The organism is Microcoleus harperi Pol14_C6 (assembly GCF_036701295.1).
Classification (GTDB): domain Bacteria; phylum Cyanobacteriota; class Cyanobacteriia; order Cyanobacteriales; family Microcoleaceae; genus Microcoleus.
Genome location: NZ_JAUBQN010000007.1, coordinates 56,780 through 75,039, shown reverse-complemented (window position 1 = coordinate 75,039; position 18,260 = coordinate 56,780). Strand labels below are relative to the sequence as shown.

At 47.4% G+C, this 18,260-nt stretch carries 14 protein-coding genes; 4 read left to right on the top strand and 10 right to left on the bottom strand.

What is annotated here, in order from left to right; translation table 11 throughout:
- Window positions 1-561: 561 nt before the first annotated feature.
- From QUA27_RS07750 to pilM, 7 genes are all read right to left on the bottom strand, one after another.
- Window positions 562-2,037, bottom strand: coding sequence for a dihydrolipoyl dehydrogenase family protein (locus QUA27_RS07750; protein ID WP_333067306.1), 1,476 nt, complete (start codon window positions 2,035-2,037; stop codon window positions 562-564).
- 215 nt (window positions 2,038-2,252) lie between these two features.
- Window positions 2,253-3,386, bottom strand: a complete 1,134-nt coding sequence (cobD, locus tag QUA27_RS07745; RefSeq protein ID WP_333067304.1) for a threonine-phosphate decarboxylase CobD — start codon at window positions 3,384-3,386, stop codon at window positions 2,253-2,255.
- A gap of 15 nt (window positions 3,387-3,401) precedes the next feature.
- Entirely contained in the window at window positions 3,402-3,710 is a 309-nt protein-coding gene (gene hbs / locus QUA27_RS07740) for a non-specific DNA-binding protein Hbs (RefSeq protein WP_278187376.1), read from the bottom strand.
- Window positions 3,711-4,661: 951 nt separating this feature from the next.
- Window positions 4,662-7,064, bottom strand: a complete 2,403-nt coding sequence (locus tag QUA27_RS07735) for a secretin GspD/PilQ domain-containing protein (protein WP_333067303.1) — start codon at window positions 7,062-7,064, stop codon at window positions 4,662-4,664.
- Between the two features lie 475 nt (window positions 7,065-7,539).
- Complete coding sequence (locus QUA27_RS07730) at window positions 7,540-8,340, bottom strand: pilus assembly protein PilO (protein ID WP_333067302.1); 801 nt, start codon at window positions 8,338-8,340, stop codon at window positions 7,540-7,542.
- Window positions 8,337-9,242, bottom strand: a complete 906-nt coding sequence (locus QUA27_RS07725; protein WP_333067300.1) for a PilN domain-containing protein — start codon at window positions 9,240-9,242, stop codon at window positions 8,337-8,339. Before QUA27_RS07725 ends, QUA27_RS07730 begins: the two co-directional genes overlap by 4 nt.
- A gap of 399 nt (window positions 9,243-9,641) precedes the next feature.
- Window positions 9,642-10,736, bottom strand: coding sequence for a type IV pilus assembly protein PilM (pilM, locus tag QUA27_RS07720; RefSeq protein WP_333067299.1), 1,095 nt, complete (start codon window positions 10,734-10,736; stop codon window positions 9,642-9,644).
- 172 nt (window positions 10,737-10,908) lie between these two features.
- On the opposite strand from pilM, the gene QUA27_RS07715 reads away from it, so the two are divergent.
- The 3 genes from QUA27_RS07715 (at window position 10,909) to QUA27_RS07705 (ending at window position 13,442) form a co-directional block, all read left to right on the top strand.
- Complete coding sequence (locus QUA27_RS07715) at window positions 10,909-11,199, top strand: hypothetical protein (protein WP_333067298.1); 291 nt, start codon at window positions 10,909-10,911, stop codon at window positions 11,197-11,199.
- Complete coding sequence (locus QUA27_RS07710; RefSeq protein WP_333067297.1) at window positions 11,189-12,472, top strand: ABC transporter substrate-binding protein; 1,284 nt, start codon at window positions 11,189-11,191, stop codon at window positions 12,470-12,472. Before QUA27_RS07715 ends, QUA27_RS07710 begins: the two co-directional genes overlap by 11 nt.
- A gap of 394 nt (window positions 12,473-12,866) precedes the next feature.
- On the top strand, window positions 12,867-13,442 hold the full coding sequence (locus tag QUA27_RS07705; protein WP_333067296.1) for a Uma2 family endonuclease: 576 nt from the start codon (window positions 12,867-12,869) through the stop codon (window positions 13,440-13,442).
- A 5-nt stretch (window positions 13,443-13,447) separates the two neighbouring features.
- On the opposite strand, the gene QUA27_RS07700 is transcribed toward QUA27_RS07705, so the two are convergent.
- A complete protein-coding gene (locus tag QUA27_RS07700; RefSeq protein WP_333067295.1) occupies window positions 13,448-14,713 on the bottom strand; it encodes a bifunctional folylpolyglutamate synthase/dihydrofolate synthase in 1,266 nt (421 codons plus the stop codon).
- 141 nt (window positions 14,714-14,854) lie between these two features.
- Between QUA27_RS07700 and QUA27_RS07695 the strand changes: the two genes are divergently transcribed.
- A complete protein-coding gene (locus tag QUA27_RS07695; protein WP_333067294.1) occupies window positions 14,855-15,853 on the top strand; it encodes a DNA cytosine methyltransferase in 999 nt (332 codons plus the stop codon).
- 180 nt (window positions 15,854-16,033) lie between these two features.
- Here the strand turns inward: QUA27_RS07695 and QUA27_RS07690 are convergent, their stop codons facing one another.
- Window positions 16,034-17,251 carry a glycosyltransferase gene (locus QUA27_RS07690; RefSeq protein ID WP_333067293.1) on the bottom strand — a complete coding sequence of 406 codons (1,218 nt, stop codon included), beginning with the start codon at window positions 17,249-17,251 and terminating at the stop codon, window positions 16,034-16,036.
- An 83-nt stretch (window positions 17,252-17,334) separates the two neighbouring features.
- Window positions 17,335-18,216 carry a 16S rRNA (cytidine(1402)-2'-O)-methyltransferase gene (rsmI, locus tag QUA27_RS07685; protein WP_333067292.1) on the bottom strand — a complete coding sequence of 294 codons (882 nt, stop codon included), beginning with the start codon at window positions 18,214-18,216 and terminating at the stop codon, window positions 17,335-17,337.
- Between the last annotated feature and the right edge of the window lie 44 nt (window positions 18,217-18,260).

Here is an 18,260-nt window from a genome sequence, read left to right as displayed (position 1 = left end):
TTGTCGCTCTATCTGCTGTGGTATTCAGTGTATTACATTTTTCTTAATATACTTTGTGGTTCAACTTATGAAAGCACGAGTTTAAAACAATACTTGAATTGTTTATGTAAGAGCTGTTTATACTTGAGTTAAGACTAAGTAGAAAATGAAGGAGGCTAAGGCTGAGTGAAGGACAGCAGTTGATAGAAGAGGAATTTAAGAGACTAATCAGGTACTTAAGAGTATTTTTGACACCGATGCTTGTATGCGATCGCCTATTAAATGTTAATGTATAGTTGAGGTGATAATTTAATATCATTAATACAATTTGAGGAAAGCGGAATTTAAAGCGTAAAGCAGAGAAAATTGAGTTTGTGTGTCAGATTTGGGATAAATTGGGATTCATGGGAGCGCCAGCCCAATTATTTGTCGAGATGCCAAAACAAGCTGCCCCACTCTAATAAGTGAATCAGGCATTAAATGCCAAAGTTCATAAGTAGACTATGGAACTAGCCAAAGTCAATTATATTTTGCCACTCACATACTTACAATTACGAATTACCCATTACCCCTTTGATTTTTTTACTTCCAATACCTGCGCCAGTGAAACAAATTCTCCCACAAATTCTGCATAAAAGTATTGCTGCCCAAGCGCTGCGACTCCCAAACAGCAGCAGTTTGACCGTTAATTGCCGAAAAACTAGACCAAATATAAGGAAGTTCGGCGATCGCCTCAACCTTCATTCCGTGACGCACAGCCAAAGCGATCGCGTGAATCAACTCAGCAGCTTGCGGCCCCACAATACTTGCTCCCAAAATCTCCCCGTTGCGACGCCCCACAATCTTACAAAAACCAGTTGTATCCCCGGACATTTGAGCTTTTTCAACATTCTTGAAATATTCGCGACAAACAATGAGATCGTCTCCAAAACGGCGCCTTGCTTGCGCTTCAGTCAAGCCAACCCTCGCCAATTGCGGGTCAGAAAAAATCGCCCAAGGAATCCCGCGATAATCTATTTGAAACATCGGCAAAAACAAAGCATTTTTCACAGCAACCGCAGCTTCGCAATTAGCGATGTGAGGGAACGGATAACCCCCAGCAAGATCGCCGATCGCGTAAATGCGGCGATTAGTTGTTTGCAGCTTTTCATTTAAAATCACCCCCCGATCGCTGAATTTAACCCCAGCGGCTTCGAGATTTAACCATGCAAAATGATGCTGGCGGCCCGTGGCCAGAAAAATCTCCTCAGCTTCGATCGCCCTGGGCCCAGCTTGAATCCACTTCTTACCATCAATCACCCTCGCTTGAGTCACCTCAGTAGCAGTCAGAATTCGCACTCCCTCAGCTTCCATTGCAGCTTGAACCAAGCCAGCAGCCTCTCGGTCTTCTTTCGTCAAAATGTGCGAACCCTTCACCACAAGCGTAACAGTAACCCCTAATCGAGCAAAAGTTTGAGCCACTTCGACACCGCTGGGATCTGCGCCGATTACAGCCAAACTTTTAGGCAACTGTGGAAGTTTGGCTAATTCCCCGACAGTTTCCGAAGTAAAAAAGCCAGCAGACGAAAGTCCTTCTATATTGGGAATTGCCGGCAGAGTTGGACAAGCTAGCAAATAACAAACCGATCGCAATTTTCGCCCGCCGACAACAAAAGCCAAATCCGGTTTCGCCACAAACTCGCCGCTGCCAAAAATAACATCGACACCGCGAGCAGCCAAAACGCCGAGATCGTCAATTTCTGACAAATTAGAAACAACACCCTCGGCCCACTTGAGAACCCCGTCAAACCCTAATTTGATCGGCATGGAGGAATTAGCTACTTCCCAGCGCACCCCCAACTGCTGGCGGGTTATCTGCTGAGCAAAACGAGCAGCCTCCCTCAAAGTTTGGCTGTATCTCAAACCAAGGTCGATCGACTCTTTCCCCCCAGTCGGCAAATCTTGGGGATTACTGAGCGGTTCCACCAAAGCAACGCGAGCCGGGAAATTAGTTGCAGTCAAAGCAGCATAACGTCCGGCCGGAGTTCCACCAATAATCACTAAATCATAGTCAAGCATAAATAAAGAAGTCAGTAGTCAGTAGTCAATAGTCAGTAGTCAGCAGACTTGAATTGCTTTCCTTAGCTCTTAATTCTTGAAATTATCTGCGTTTATCTGTGTTTATCTGCCTTACATCTGCGGTTCACCCGCTGTATCAAAGATGTGCAGTCTTAAACTCACTGGCATTCATCTCACGCCAAATCTTTGATGCTGGCGTGAAATGAATTTCCTAGTTAACGACTAATCACATCCGTAAGTCCAGCAATCAGCTGCAGATTGTCCGTCCTGGAGCGCACAGCCACCCGAAAAAAACGATCGCCCAACTCAGGAAAACTCAAACAATCCCGAATCAAAATCCGGTGTCGTTCCAACAGACTTTTTTGAATAGAAGAAACCGACATAGACGACTCAACCAACAAGAAATTAGCCGCGCCTGGAAAAGTTTGCAAACCCGGTAAATTAGCCAAACCCTCAAATAGCTCTCGGCGAGCAACAGGAAGCCAATCCCAGGTTTGCCGCTCAAAAGCAGCATCTCGAACCACAGCAGCAGCAGCAGCAGCAGCCAAAGCATTCACAGGCCAAGGATCGCGCTGCTGCTGCCAGCGACGCAGAATATCGGGATGGGCGATCGCACAGCCCAAGCGCAGTCCCGGCAGAGAATAGAATTTAGTGAGCGATCGTAAAATCACCAAATTCGGAAACTCCTCAACAGCATCGATCAAAGTTTCCTGCTCAGAAGGCGGTAGAAAGTCCATAAAGGCCTCATCCACCACCACCATACCTAACTGCTTCACATAAGGCAAAATCGCCTCCCTACCAAACAGCAAACCCGTAGGATTGTGCGGGTTGTTCAGAAGCAAACCTCTCTCGGCATCGAGAGCAAGAGGAACCGGGAGACGGAAAGAAGGGGAGACAAGGGAACGGTTAGAAACCGACAAATCATCCGTTACTAATCGGCGAACAGCCTCCGCGTCCAACAATTGGAGATCCAAAGGACATTTGAGCACCTTCGCCCCGAAAGCCGAAAGAGCCCGCCAGTAATCGCCAAAAGCCGGAGTCACCAAATAAGTCGCCGGAAGCTTCGACAAATCCCAAGCCGCCCAAGTCAACAATTCCGCCGAACCATTCCCCGGCAAAATCCAATCCGGGTCAACATTCAAAGCCTCACCCAAAGCAGTCCTGAGCTCTGCATAATCCGGGTCTGGGTAAGCCGTCAGACTGCTCAAGTGTGCTTGAATCGCATCCAGGGCCGACTCAGGAGGGCCCAAAGGACTGATACTGGCAGAAAAATCGAGAATAGCAGAGGCAGGGCAGCCTGCCAGTGCGGCTGCCCAAGCTAAATTCCCACCGTGTACAGGTCTAATCAAGACTCAGTTCGCCAGCTATTCCGCGTTTTTCGGCGGTGCAACTCTGTCCTTAAACAACTTCCCTGCGGAAAATGCAGGAACTCTGGTTGCCGGGATTTCCATCTTGTCGCCAGTTTTGGGATTGCGACCCTCGCGGGCCTTGCGTTCCCGCGACTCAAACGAGCCAAAACCGACCAGCGTCACCTTGTCGCCATCGGAGACAGCTTCCATGATTGCTTCAAGGGCGGCACTCAAAACAGCATCTGCCTGTTTTTTCGTCACGCTAGCCTTTTCCGCGACTGCATCAACCAATTCACCTTTGTTCATTGCGAACTCCTTCTGGATTTGCAAAATTACGTTAAACAGAGTTAGTTCAACTATTAGCCGTGAGCGATCAACTGGATTGAGGTGTGGATTGGGAGGTTTGGGTGGTTCCCGATTGCTCCCGTCCGCTTCCCCGAATCACAACTCCTGCTGAATACTAATTACCCTAGGGTAATTGGTCAGAAAAGGAATTTTTGTTTCTAAGTGCTGAAAACCCCACAGCATCTAATTTTCACTGCATTATTCTAAAGTCTTGCCGACCGTTATGGATCGGTGGAACCTTTAATTTATATGGAACTTGCTAATTTTTTTTAATTAATCCCAAAATTTATGTAAAAAAATACCACCTTGGAGAGAAGATTTGTCGCCTCGGTGGATTTGAAAGCCTAAAAAAAAAAGAAATAGAAGGAATAAAATGTAATTTGTCAAGGGCTAAAGGAAAAGTTTTTTCCTTCTTTCTTCTTTCTTTCCCCTCTTTCTTTCGCCAGCGGGGCAGGGCTGTTTCATTCTCCCTAAACCCGCCAGGGACTGAAGTCCCTGTCTCATAGCTGAAGTCGTCTTCAGACGACTGAAAAAGTGATTTATAGTCCAATGGCATATGACTAATGAGTTCTTTAGTCCTCTTTTAGAGGACTTTAGCTTTGAGGCAGGGGTTTCAACCCCTGTCGGACTGTCGGACTGTCGGACTCAGGGGAAAGAGCAGGCGGACTCAGGGGAAAGAGCAGGGAAAGTTGAGAGCAAGGCATTTTTCCACTGCCAGGGACTGAAGTCCCTGTCTCATAGCTGAAGTCGTCTTCAGACGACTGAAAGAGTGATTTATAGTCCAATGGCATAGGACTAATGAGTTCTTTAGTCCTCTTTTAGAGGACTTTAGCTTTGAGGCAGGGGTTTCAACCCCTGTCGGACTGTCGGACTGTCGGACTCAGGGGAAAGAGCGTGGAAAATTGACAGCAAGGCATTTTTCCTTGGTTCCTACTGTCTCGGCTGGACGGGCTGGCTGCGCTGCAACAGTTGGCGGGCGTCGGGACTGATGTTGTTTTGGTAGCCAAAGTTCGATCGATCGCTATCATCCAAAATCTGCGGCGTCAGCAATACAATCACTTCCGCCCGCTCGTTGATCTTATTAGTGCTCCTGAACAGCGAACCGATAATCGGCAAATCTCCTAAAATCGGAATCTTCCTCGCTGTAACCCGGTCTTGGTCGCGGATAATCCCCGAAACAATCAAAGTCTGACCGTCCCGCAGGCGAATTAGCCCCGACTGCAAAGAGCGCTCAGCCAGCAGGGTGATACTGTTATTTTCTCCTGCGCCAGTGCTCAGGGCTACAGGCGCGCCGATCGCACTGACGATTGGGTTGACTCGCAGAGAGACAAAACCGTTATCGTCGATGCGATCGATCGCCACTCCCAACCGCAAACCTGCCAGGCCTTTTTCTGCCGTCACCGTTCTGGTAGTTTGACCTGCTGTTGTCTGCGATTCCGATCGAATGTTAGTAACCACTTCTTCGGTGATATTCACATTCGCCGTTTCCCCTTCTTGGACAACTAAAGTCGGGTCAGTCAGGATTTTGGCATTCTGGCTGGTAATACTTGCTTGCAGGTTAGACAGAAAACGTCTTGGATACTGGAACAGCGGGAACAGGCCGAAAGCTGCACTTCCTGAGCCTGTCGTCGATCCTGGCTCGTAATTCGTAATTCCAACTCGCGTGGGGTCATTAGTAACTGGATTTATCGGCTGGAGGAACACACCTTTGCCGGGGCCTTCGAGACCTTGACCTGTAAACGGCACGATACGCCGACCGTTCGCATCGTAGAAAGGAGTATCCCTGAATTCTGTGGGAATGTCTCGGTTCTCAATAATCGGCCGATTAGCTATGCCACTAGTTACAGCCGTGCCATTGGGCGGATTGATGCCGCCAAAATTGACGATCGCCGCCCCGCCGTCATTGACAAAGAAACTGTCATTAATCCCGAAAGAGAAGCTGGTGTTACTGGTGTTGTTTCCCGACAAGTTGATATCGATCACCTTGACGTTGACAGCCACTTGACGGCGACGCAAATCTAGCTGTGTCAAGAAAGCCACAGCCATGTCAACTTTGCGCGGGTCGCCCACCAAAGTGATGGAATTGAGCCGAGAATCCGCCAGCACCGACAGCCCCCTCAGCAAGAGCGGCCCCGTGCCTTCCCTAGCGCCGATCGCCTTAATGTCGGGTTCCCTAATTTCCACATCCCGCGCGGCATTTCCCTGGCCCACGCTTTGAATAGTCACCCGAGTAATGGGAAGTTGAGTTTCCGCGCCTTGAGCGCTCAAAAAGTTAGCTGCATCGGTAGAGCGAACTTGATTGAGCCGCAGAGTCCGAATGATAATATTGCGTGAGTCTATCGGCAAGCTAGTCCCTACAAAAATCGTCCGCCCCTGGCGGTTAGCTTGCAGTCCGCTGAGCCGTAGCACGTAATTAAATACATCTTGCACCGACTCATTTTCGATGTCCAAAGAAATCTTTGGCCCTTCATCTGAGCCGGAGGCTCCGGGCTGACCAGGCACTGCGGGCTGGCCAGGTTGAGCAGGGGCCCCGCCACCTGTAAAAGCAATGTTCAAGCCTGCCGCGCGAGCCAGCAGAGCCAAAACATCCCGGACTGGGGCATCCCGCAGCACCAAGCGGGGGATGCGTTCTCCCGAACTCAGTTCAATATTTCCCGCGCCGGGGGCGATGTTAGACACTGCGATATCTCCCAAGGGCGGAGCCACTGCCCGCGGTTGGAAAGGTGCAGCCTGATTTGTCTGGGATTGTATTTCGCTGGGGAGGGGCGGGCGATCGTTTCTGGTAACAGTAACTTCGGGATTTGGCAGCAGCACCCCTGGGTTTTGCGAGGTGCGGACTTGGGGAGCCGGCCGGGGAGCGGTTTGGCTCAGCGGCAGTCCCGGAGGCGGCGGGGGTACAGTTTGGGCAGACTGTGCTGTACCGCCCTCTCCGGCAACGCTCAGAACGATGCTTTGGCCTTGTCCGGGCACAATTTGTCCGTTGGGAACTCCGTTGGTGCCGGCTACCACAACGCGAATGCTGTTAGCCTCTACCTGGCTGATTTCTACGGAAGAAATCCCAGGAGCGGGGTTATCTTGACGGAAGCTGTTGCCTTGTGGCAAGCGAAGCTGGGTGTTAACAATTGTGGCTTGGTAAGTATTGCCGTTATTGATGGCGAAAACTTGCGGGCGATCGCCCTTTTCTGTCGCCAGCACAATATTTACGCCATTATTGCCTTGACTTACTTGCACTCCTGTGACCTGAGTCGGCGCTGCCCAGACGGGGGCTTGGGCGATCGCAACTCCTGCAACGCTGCATAAGAGTCCTCCACTTAACCGTAGATGCTGTTTCACGTTCTCTCCTCCACTACACTTTGTTATTTGTTGTTCGCAGTCTTTTGTCGCTAGCTGCTAAACTGACTAAAATATTCTCGATTCGAGCCTTTTTAAACGAAGAAGTTATGCCCTTTTCGATTTGAGATTTTCGATTGGGAATAACTGATGACATAGGGGTTAGAAGCTATCCTACAGCAATCCTCGCATCATTTGTGTATTTCTTACTCCCTCCCCTTTGTAAGGGGAGGGTTGGGGTGTGGTAAAAAAATTACGACTCCTGCAAGGATTTCTATAGAGTTCCATTACTTTTGGAAACTGGTATTAGAAGAAATTAGATTTTAGAGCCAATTTTTGATTGCCATCTAAAAAATATTTTTCTGGTCTTCATACTTTTTTGACTTCTACCTTCAATCTTCCCATTTCAACCTTCTGCCTTCTGACTTCTTGTGAAAGAGCCATTGGGAATAGCTAATATCTCTCCGCCCAACTACGGCTACTTAGCACCAGGACTCGGAGCCGGAGTTGGCGGTTTTTCTTCTTGCTTTAACGGCAGCAGCGCGTGCAAGTCAAAAGCAGTTTTAATTTTAGTTGGCGGCTGCTCCACAGGGACTATTTTCCCTTTCAAAAAGTCAACTTCAATGGGCTGATTTGATGCTAGCAATTCAGATTTCAAATTCCTCACTACCAACAGCGATTGCATCAACTCCAAGTTACGCATAAAATTGCGGGTTTGAGCGAAAGTGCCTTCAAACTCTACCTTAAATTTTTTCCGTCTGAGCTTGCCAGCGAGGGACGGCCCGAAGGAAGTATCGGCGAGAATATCAGGGTCTGGAGCTCCCGGCGCGGCGGTTGCTGCCGCTGGAGGCATATCCGGCTCAAATTTGGTAATTTTAGCCTTGAGGTCATCTCCTTGCACGCCGGCGTTGATTCTATTAACCAGTTGGGTCATGTCAAGCAAAAGCGTGTTGGCGCTGGCGTCGCTGGCAAACATTGCCGTCACGTTGGCCCGACGCTGTTTTGCTTCTTCTTGCTTGGCTTCTGCTTCTGCCTTTTTTTGAATTTGAGTTTGCAATTGCTGTTGCGTTTGCTTGCTTTCGCTAAGTTTTTGCTGGAATTCGCCGCTTTTTTGGAATTCGGGCAGTACGAACTGGTAGCCGAGGTAGCCGGCAATTCCGAGACCGAGAACGGCGATGCCGATTGCTTGGACTTGGGGTGTCAGCTTAATGCCGAATATTTCCTGAGCTCCTGTCTCTTCTGCTTGTGCGCCGCTGGGAATAAACTGATTTGCTGTCATTGTTTTTTCACCTCTGGTTTTTGTGGTTCTAGCACTCCTTTTTCTTGAAGTGTTTCTATCCGTATTGCGAGCCCGTCTGCTTGCTTGCTTCGCAGCTCGGGGAGCAACTCGGAGGCCCCCGTCGGGCTGAGCGTCGTTTCAATTTTATATTCCACCACCGGTCGCAGTTTGGGAAGTTCTGGTGGTGCTGCGTTTTGGTTGCGTACTTGTAATTGTGCGGGGTTGTTCTTTAATGTGGCCGCTACCAGTTTGGTATCGGTGTTGAGGAAGAAAGGAGAGCGCTGGACTAGCAGCATAAAGTCGTTAACTTGAGCAAAGGTACTGGCGATCCCCGAAATTTGTACTTTTGCTGCCTGCTGGGGGACGACGGGGGGGGGAGCGGCAGCCGGGGTAGGGCTGGCTGGGGACGGACTCGCCCCTGGGGACGGGCTGGCTGCGGGGGTGGCTGCGGGGGGAGGGGGTGCTGCTGCCACGGGGGAGGGACTGGGGTCGATTTGCTCGATTTTGCCAATTTGCACTCCCGCCGGAGTGCGGACACTCAGGTCTTGCAGCATCGCCGACCAAGGTTTAATTTGGTCAAATACTCCTGCTAATGCTTTGTATTCGGCGGTAACTTGGTCGGTTTCGGCATTGATGGCTTTGATGACGTTGGCTTGAGTGTTTAACGTTGCCAGTTCTTGGTCGATGGTGGCTTGTTGTTGGGCCAACTTGTTATTTTCGTTAGTAGCCCACCACCAGGCGCCCATGACTGCGGCGTTGATGCCAAGGGCAAACAGCACCGCCCCAAATATGGGCAGTTGGTCTTTGGCTCCACCGGAACTTTTTTTAGCTGAGCTTTTGGTTACTGTGACTGGTTTGTAGTCCGGACGGTCGTTGAGAAAATTAATATCTAGGCTGTACATGGCTTCACTCGTTTTTATAGCAGAAGGAAGAAGGAAGAAGGCACAAGGTAGAAGGTAAAAGACATAAGGAAGAAGTAAAAAGTAATCTACCGCTTATGTTTCAGCAATTAAGAAGGTCCTCACTGTCTTGGCTGTTGCTATAGATTTAAATTTGAAATTTTAGATTTTAGACAGAACCCAAGATTGCTGGTACAAGTGAAGGATTTATCTAGGGAAGAAAGAAACAACTTTCTGCCTTCTACTCAAGGAAGGGGCTGCTTCTACCTCCGATATATTCTACCTTTTACCTTCTACCTTCTACCTCCAATATTCTACCTTCTGCTTTCTGCCTTCTTCTTTTGGAAGGGGCTTTTACCTAAAATTCTCAAATCGGTTTTTCTCTCATCTAAAACTGTTAGTTCACATAACCTCCCTTAGTCCTAAACCTAGCGCGACTCCTAAACCTGCTCGCTGTTCTGGGGTAATTTCTTGGCTGATTTCGAGTCCTAGGGTTTCGATGGGATCGACTTGAGATGCGGGCAAGCTTAATCTTTGCATAAAAAATTCGTCTAGTTTGCCGATCGCAGCTCCCGGGCCTGCTAGCAGCAGTTGCGCTACTTCGAGTTCTTCGCTCTGGTTGAGGTAAAAGTCTACTGAGCGGCGCAGTTCGTCTGCTAGTTCTCCCAATACTTTTATCATCGCATTTGTTCCCGGATTGGCGTCTCCCGATGCGCCCATTGTATCTGTGACGGGCAGGGTCATGCCTTGCAGTTCGCTGGTGTCTCTGGTTGGCGGCAGGTTCATGGCTTGGTTGAGGGCGGTCTGGATTTGGTAGGTGCCGATCGGGATGGTACGGTTGAACTGAGGTATACCGTCCACTACTATAGCTAACTCGGTGCTGTCAAATTCTATGGCGGTAAGAACTGCTGCTTCTTGGGAGGAAAATTGTTGCAGTTGTTCTTTGAGGGTGCGGATTAGGGCAAAACTGGTTACTTCTAGTACGTCTATAATCAGTCCGGCTTCTTTGAAGGTTTCGATGTATGTGTCGGTAACTTCTCTGCGGGTTGCTACTAACACTACTTGCACTTTTTCTACTCCGTCGTCATCTACAAAAAGGCCTATTTTTTGATAGTCTACGTCGGCGTCTTCTCTGGGAAACGGCAAGTACAGTCCTGCTTCTGCGTTCATGTAATCCCGCAGTTCTTCTTCGTTGAGTTCTGCAGGAACTGGGATGAGGCGGATGACGGCTTCGCGGCCGGGAATGGCTGTGGCTACTCGCTTGGCTTTGATTTTGTTGTCGGCAAGGACGGTACGTATTAGTTCTGCCATTCCCGGCGGATCGACTATTTGTCCTTCTTGTACTATGTCTTCTGGAACTTCTATGGAGGCTAGGATGCCTAATTTTAATGCCTGAGCTTTCTTTTCTAGCTGAATGATGTTGATGCGGTCTGGGGCTATTTCGATCCCGATTCCTGGCTGGCGTTGGGAAAGTAGACCTTTGAAAAAGTTAACCATGTGATTGGGTCGCCGGTAATTACTATTTTTTTCTTTTGTTGTTGGCCAGCCTGATTCAGCGAGTCCGGTGTTGGAGGGTTGGTTTCCAACTGCCGAAATAGTGCTGTAATCTCGGTATCCCGCCGTAGCTACGCAGCTCCGTCTGTGTTGCGCGATCGCTAGTTCCGATTTTATGCTATCCAATTTACTTGACAATAGCTATTCTGCTGCGAATGTCAATAAATTCCAGCTCGATCGACCGAAAACCTGCCGATTCTGCACAAAAACAGACTATCTCGCTCCTGGGTCCAGGTACAAAACTCTGTTACTGACTCGATCGCGCTTGATTCGGGCGATTCCCTACCCTACCCTACAGGAACCCCTACGGGGAACGGGAACCCCTGCGGGGAAAGGGATAGCTTCGTTTCACGCTTTGTTATCTAACGGTTCCCATAACTCTCAAATTTTATTCTATGAAACGTAAATCTTGGCAACTGTTTGCTGTTTTTGGACTGGTGGGGCTGCTGCTGGCTGCGGTGGTGAGTTGTGGCAAGCCGGCTGTTAATTCCGAGGCAAATAATACGCAGGAAATCGAGTTCTGGACTATGCAGCTTCAACCTCAGTTTACTGAGTATTTCAACAAGACGATCGCCGGTTTTGAAGCCGAAAATCCGGGGGTGAAGGTGCGCTGGGTGGACGTTCCTTGGTCGGCGATGGAAAGCAAGATTTTGGGGGCTGTTTCGGCGAAAACTGCGCCGGACGTGGTGAACCTGAATCCCGATTTTGCTTCGCTGTTGGCGGGACGCAATGCTTGGCTGGATTTGGATTCTCGGATTCCGCAGCAAGTTCGATCGACCTATCTGCCAAATATCTGGAAAGCTGGCGTACTCGACGGCAAGAGTTTTGGCATTCCTTGGTATCTCACGACTGGGGTAACTATTTACAATACGGAGTTGCTGAAGAAGGCTGGAATTGCTAAGCCTCCGGCTACCTATGCCGAGTTGGCACAGGTGGCGAAGCAGGTGAAGGAGAAGACTGGTAAGTTTGCTTTTTTTGTGACTTTTGTGCCGGAAGATTCGGCGGAAGTTTTGCAATCTTTCGTGCAGATGGGTGTGCCTTTGATTGACGCTAAAGGCAAGGCGGCTTTTAATACTGCTAAGGGCAAAGCTGTTTTTCAGTATTGGGTAGATTTGTACAAAAACGGACTTTTGCCGCAGGATGTTTTGGTGCAGGGACATCGCAGAGCGATCGAGCTTTATCAAGCTGGGGAAACTTCTTTGTTGGCTTCTGGGCCTCAGTTTTTGAAGGCAATTTCTGAGAATGCTCCTAGTATAGGTGCTGTTTCGGCTGCTGCGCCTCAAATTACGGGGGAAACCGGCAAGAAGACTGTGGCGGTGATGAATTTGGTTGTGCCTCGCGACAGCAAGCGCCCTGATGATGCTGTCAAGTTTGCTTTGTACGTGACTAATTCTCAAAATCAGTTGGCTTTTGCTAAGGCTGCTAATGTTTTGCCTTCTACGGTTGAGGCTTTAAAGGACGATTATTTTAAGAACGTTCCGGCTGATGCTCCTGCAGCCGATCGAGCTCGGATTGTTAGTGCTTCTGGATTGAGTTCCGCCGAGCTATTGATTCCGCCTCTCAAGGATGTTAAGAAGTTGCAAAAGGCGATTTATGACAATTTGCAGGCTGCAATGTTGGAGGAGAAATCGGTAGAACAGGCTGTGGCTGATGCGACTAAGGCTTGGGATCAAAGGTAGTTTTGAATTGCAGCAGGGGCGGGATTTTATTTGCTCTCGCCCCTTGCTTTTTTTTGTCACTTGACGTATTATTAAATAATGGGAATCTGTGCCGCCATATATAATCCCCTATATAAGCTTTTAAGTTATTATCGAATGATGAAATTATCGCCTTTTCACAAGGCGGAGTCGGAGGAGAACTCTGGATAAGACAATCTCCAATATTTTAGAAGTAAATGTTTGTTGATAAGCACGAGCGCTCATCCCAGAAACCGGGTTTATTGCTCCCGTGCGATCGCCTTTCTCAATTCAGCTTGATTGAATATTTGTAAAAAGATAGCCAGAATTCCTCAAATATTCAGAAATTTGACTCGTGTTAAAATCAAAGCTCAGATCGGAATAGAAGAAAATTCTTATGCCAGCGATGACACTCAAAGATTTAAACCAAGTTCAAACCCTTTTTTCGGAAGCGGGTTTAGATTACAAAATTGAACTAGAAGACGGGAGACTTTTAGTTATGGGGCCATCAGACATCGTATCCAGTGAAATCAGTAGCCGTCTCATCGCCTTTCTTTTCGCTTGGATAAATCCCCGTCGCTTGGGGAGAGTCTTTGACTCCGCAGGCGGTTTCATCATGCCGGATACGAATGTCAAAGCACCGGATGTTTCGTTTGTGCGCGCCGCCCGATTGCGCCAAAGTCCGCGTTATTTTGGAGAACTTGTTCCCGATTTGGTGGTTGAGATTAAATCTCAGAGCGATCGCATTAAGCCTATAGAAACCAAGGTTTTGAAGTTTATAGAATTGGGTGCGATCGTCGGAATTCTGATCGATCCTGATGAAGAAACAGTGACTATTTATCGCTCTACAGGTGAACCTACTGTTTTAGGAAATAGCGATATCTTAACAGTAGCAGAACTTTTTCCGGGTTGGGAATTGCCTGTTTCGGAATTGTGGCCTCCTATCTTTACTGAGGAAGAAACACAATTCTGATGCGTTTAAGCTTGGGATTGTTGTTGTTGCAGAAAATAGCCGACGAGATAAAGGGAACCGCAAAGGATTGTTAGGTTGTCGCCTGTAACAGCAGCATCTAAGGCTGTGGTTAAGTCGGGGAAGGCTTGACAGAGAGTTAATTCGGGGCAGATAATTTGAGCGATGGCGGCTAATTCTGCAGGGGATGATGAGTTGTGATCGGGTACGGGAACTAGGTAAAGTCGATCGCCCTTTTTGAGTAATGCTTTCAAAATATCGTCGCAGTCTTTAGTCGCAAGAATGCCGATTACCCAGTTCATCGGTGACGGGTGATGGTTCAGGCGATCGGCATATTCACGCAGGGCGATAGCTGCGGCGGGGTTGTGCGCGCCGTCAATTAATATTTTGCGGTTTTTCCAAGTTGTCTGCTGGAGTCTTCCGGGCCATTGGGTTTTGGCGATACCGTTTTCGATGGCGGTTGGGGAAATTTGCCATCCTTGGTTTTGGAGAAGTTGCAAAGTTGCGATCGCAATTGCTGAATTCATTAATTGAATTTTTCCCAGCAGCGGCAATTGATATTTTATTTTATCCGCATTTTGATTAAACTGATATTCTGCAAATCCTTGTCCTAAATCTACTGCTGGTTTTACCCAAGTTGCCGGACAGTCTAATTCTTGAATGCGTTTTTCTATTACTATTCTAGCGGATTCTGGCAATTCTCCGATAACTGCCGGACACTTTGATTTGAGAATTCCCGCTTTTTCCCCAGCAATATCGGCGACGGTGGGGCCGAGTATTTGCCAGTGTTCAAGACTGATAGAAGTAATGACGCTAGCGAGAGGTGTTTCGCAAACGTTAGTCGCGTCTAATCTTCCTCCTAATCCAGTTTCTATAACTGCAATATCTGCTTTTTGTTCGGCGAAATACAGCCAAGCTGCTGCGGTGATTATTTCAAATTGAGTGGGAGTTTCAGTGTTGTTTTCGGTAGCGGCGACAACTCGTTCGAGACATTGCTGCAATTGTGTTGAGGAAATCGGTTTTTGGTTGATACAAATTCTTTCTGTCCAATCGATTAAGTGCGGGGATGTGTAGCGTCCGACTCGATAGCCTGCTTCTGTTAGTACGGAAGAGAGATAAGCGCAAACGGAACCTTTACCGTTTGTGCCGGCAACGTGGATAATGGGTATTTGTTGGTGGGGGTTGTCTAGTTTTTGGAGAAGTTGGTGAGTTCTTTCTAGGCCGAGGTGGACGCCGAAATGTTGGTAGGATTGGAGGATGGATTCTGCATTCATTGAGGATGATAAATTCTGTTTGTGTGTGTAATTTTTTTTTTATTAACCGCAGAGGGCGCAGAGTGAGAGAAGAAAGAGAGAGATATCTAAGAAAAGAGAGGTTTATAATTGAGTTATTGTATTTATTGCTGGTGAAAAAAGGTGGCTTTGGATATTATTTCTCTGTTTTCTGGTTGTGGGGGGTTAGATTTGGGTTTTCGCTTGGCTGGCTTTAATGCGGTTTGGGCGAATGAATATGATAAGTCTATTTGGGATACGTATAATTTCAATCATCCTGAAACTATTTTAGATCGCAGAGATATCAGAAAAATCAAATCTGATGAGATTCCCAACTGTATTGGGATTATCGGCGGGCCTCCTTGTCAAAGTTGGAGTGAAGCCGGGGCGAAACGGGGGATTGATGACTGTCGGGGTCAACTTTTCTGGGAGTATATCAGAATTGTGCGGGACAAGCAGCCTTTGTTTTTTTTAGCTGAGAATGTTAGCGGTATCTTGGCCCCCAGAAATAAGGATGCTTTTACCTATATATTATCGCAGTTTGAGGACATCGGATATCGGGTTTCGTACAAGTTGTTGAATGCTAGAAATTTTGGGGTTCCGCAAGATAGGCAAAGGGTGATTGTTGTTGGCTATCGGGAAACTCTGGGTTTTGGTTTTGAGTTTCCCGAACCTGGAACCGATGTTTTGACGCTGAAAGATGCGATTTTTGATTTGCAGGCGATCGCTCCTATGTCAGTTAAGGGTAAATTAGATAATTATCACGATTATGTCCCAAATCACGAATGTGCCGATTTGGGGTTTTCCAGCATTTATATGTCGCGCAATCGAGTGCGAAGTTGGTCAGAACCTTCTTTTACAATTCAGGCAAGCGGCAGACACGCACCTCTCCATCCTCAAGCTAGTAAAATGATTTTGGTTGGCAAAGACAAACGCATTTTTGACCCCAATTCGCCTCAGCCTTACCGTCGGCTTTCTGTGCGAGAGTGTGCGAGAGTTCAGACTTTCCCGGATGAGTTTATTTTCAAGTACAAGTATATTGCGGATGGATACAAAATGACCGGCAATGCTGTTCCTGTGAATTTAGCAAGAGTTTTGGCAAGTAAGATTTTTGAGGATATTGTCATAAAGCATAGGGAATAGGGCATAGGTGTCAACTGAAACCGACCATCTACCAGTCGGTAGGGAATCAATTCCACGGGGCTTTTAGCGAAATTCTTCGCTATGAAGACTAATCTCAAATCCGTTGACATCATCAGAATTATTCATCTCTCTCTTCTCTTCCTCTGTGTCCTCTGTGGTTTCATCATTCCGAATTATCTGTCATTTGAATTTTGTTAACTGACCGAGATTGTGCTGAATCGCATTTATCCCGCGAATATGAGACAACGGAGAACCTCCGTACAAAAAGCTATTCAAACTAACTTGATAATTTTGTTGAACGGCTAAATCTAGCCACAAATTGTTAATCGCATCTCCCGGTTTGTAGTCGGGAATGTTGTGCTGATAGTAAGGAAAACTGTCTATACAATTATTGAAAAAGTTCTTGCGACCGCAATGCTTTAAATACTGATATCGCGGTTTGAATTCTGTTTGATTTTCCAATACTGTATATATAGTATCTGCGAGAGATTCTGGATCGAATTTGGCGTAAAGACCCGCACCTTCGGGGAAAACAGGCGAGTTGCCTCTGGCGTATTGATTGAATTCTTCAAAACAAATTACTGGTACGTTGCAACTCATGGCTTCGGTAATTCCCCGGTTTTTTCCTTCGAGGAGGGAACCGAGGACGAATGCTTGGGCTCGCGAATAATATGTGGGGATTTCGCTGTAGTAGTCTACTCTCGGCACTAAGTTAATGTAGTCGGGGGTATTGGTTAAAATTTCTTCCACTTGTTGCCATTCTTGTAAGGCGTACTGGTCGAGAGTTTTCAGGTTGCTAGCATCAAATTCGTGGCCTGTTACTACTGTTAATTTTATCGGTTTTTGCGGATATTTTTGGCGGTAAACTTTTAAGGCTTTGGCTATGATTGGCAAATTTTTTTCTTCGGAAATTCGGGCGACGGCTAGCAAGTCTATGTCTTTGGCGGGGACGTTGCGAGGGGAAATTAAGTATTCGTTGATGAAGTCGGTGTCTTGCAGTGGTATGATTGGTTTGTGAGCGCGATCGGGATAAGTTTCGCGAAACCATTTATCTCGCTGCGGGTTTTTGTATAAACTAGAGTAGGCATCAGCTATGGGGGCCCAGGAGTAGGAGATTCCAGGCGAATAGGCGAAGGATAAAAATACTGAGGAAAGTTGGGGAAATAGTTTGTTGATGAGTTCGACTGCTTCGCTGAAATAAATTCCTTTAATGAAACGCCCTTCGTAAAACAGTGGGGGAAGCAAGACGTAGAAACTGACGGTATCGAAGCGGTGGGGTTGGTCTTCAAATATCTCCCAGGTAAAGGCGTCTAAGTCTGCATAAATTTCGGCGATTGATTTGTTGATGTGGGGGTTCCGTAAATATGGTTTTTGTCGATCGTAGTTTCCGCGTACCATATAATCCTGAGTGTGAGTATCTAGCTTTTTTTATTTAACCGCAGAGGGAACAGAGGGCGCAGAGGAGAAGAGAAGAGAGTTATTCACAATTCATCTAAGGGTTCTTCTACTGATTCATTGTCGCCAATTGTGAGGGCGAGTTGGTAGATTTGGCGGCGGGGAAGGGATGTTTGTTGCGCTAGCTGGCGGCTGGCTTGGGAACGACTTATGCCTTCGGAAATTAATGTTTGCAATTCTGCTTTGATGGCGTCTTCGGAAAATATTGGGGCTGCTGTTTGGATGCCGGCAATTACGAGGGTAAATTCTCCCTGGGGTTCGCGATTGGTGTAAAGTGCGATCGCACTTTCTATACTACCACGCCAAAACTCTTCGTGCATTTTAGTTAACTCTCTCGCCAGCACAATCTGTCTGTCGCTTCCCAAAGTATTTGCTAAATCTTGTAAAGTTTGCCGCAATCGGTGGGGAGATTCGTATAATATTATAGTGCGGGATTCTATTTGCAAAGCTTCTAAAATTTGTTGTCGTTCTTGACCTTTCACGGGTAAGAAACCTTCAAATACAAATCTTTCTGTGGGTAATCCTGATGCAGTTATGCCAACTATGCAGGCAGTCGGGCCGGGAATCGGAATAATGTTAATATTAGCATCGGCGCAAGCTTTGACTAACTCGTATCCGGGGTCAGAAATTCCCGGCATTCCGGCATCGGTGACGAGGGCGATATCTTTGCCTAAAATCAGTTTGTCGATGAGTTCGGGAAGTCGCTGGTGTTGGTTGTGTTCGTGATAGCTGATTTGGGGCGTTTTGATTTGGAAATGTTGCAAAAGTTTGCCGGTATGGCGGGTATCTTCGGCGGCGATGAAGTCTGCTGTTTGCAAGATTCGGATGGCGCGAAATGTCATGTCTTCCAGGTTGCCGATCGGGGTTCCTACGATGTAAAGTGTTCCTGTGGTGGGATTTGCTTGCATTTTAAGATTGGGATTTTTTAACCGCAGATGAACGCGGATTAACG

Bases quoted from the DNA above. Each gene is read 5' to 3' on its own strand.
- QUA27_RS07700 (WP_333067295.1), bottom strand. From the start codon at position 14,713: ATGAATGCAGAATCCATCCTCCAATCCTACCAACATTTCGGCGTCCAC.
- QUA27_RS07690 (WP_333067293.1), bottom strand. From the start codon at position 17,251: ATGGTACGCGGAAACTACGATCGACAAAAACCATATTTACGGAACCCC.
- QUA27_RS07710 (WP_333067297.1), top strand. From the start codon at position 11,189: ATGAAACGTAAATCTTGGCAACTGTTTGCTGTTTTTGGACTGGTGGGG.
- QUA27_RS07705 (WP_333067296.1), top strand. From the start codon at position 12,867: ATGCCAGCGATGACACTCAAAGATTTAAACCAAGTTCAAACCCTTTTT.
- QUA27_RS07725 (WP_333067300.1), bottom strand. From the start codon at position 9,242: ATGTACAGCCTAGATATTAATTTTCTCAACGACCGTCCGGACTACAAA.
- QUA27_RS07715 (WP_333067298.1), top strand. From the start codon at position 10,909: ATGCTATCCAATTTACTTGACAATAGCTATTCTGCTGCGAATGTCAAT.
- rsmI (WP_333067292.1), bottom strand. From the start codon at position 18,216: ATGCAAGCAAATCCCACCACAGGAACACTTTACATCGTAGGAACCCCG.
- pilM (WP_333067299.1), bottom strand. From the start codon at position 10,736: ATGGTTAACTTTTTCAAAGGTCTACTTTCCCAACGCCAGCCAGGAATC.
- QUA27_RS07750 (WP_333067306.1), bottom strand. From the start codon at position 2,037: ATGCTTGACTATGATTTAGTGATTATTGGTGGAACTCCGGCCGGACGT.
- QUA27_RS07730 (WP_333067302.1), bottom strand. From the start codon at position 8,340: ATGACAGCAAATCAGTTTATTCCCAGCGGCGCACAAGCAGAAGAGACA.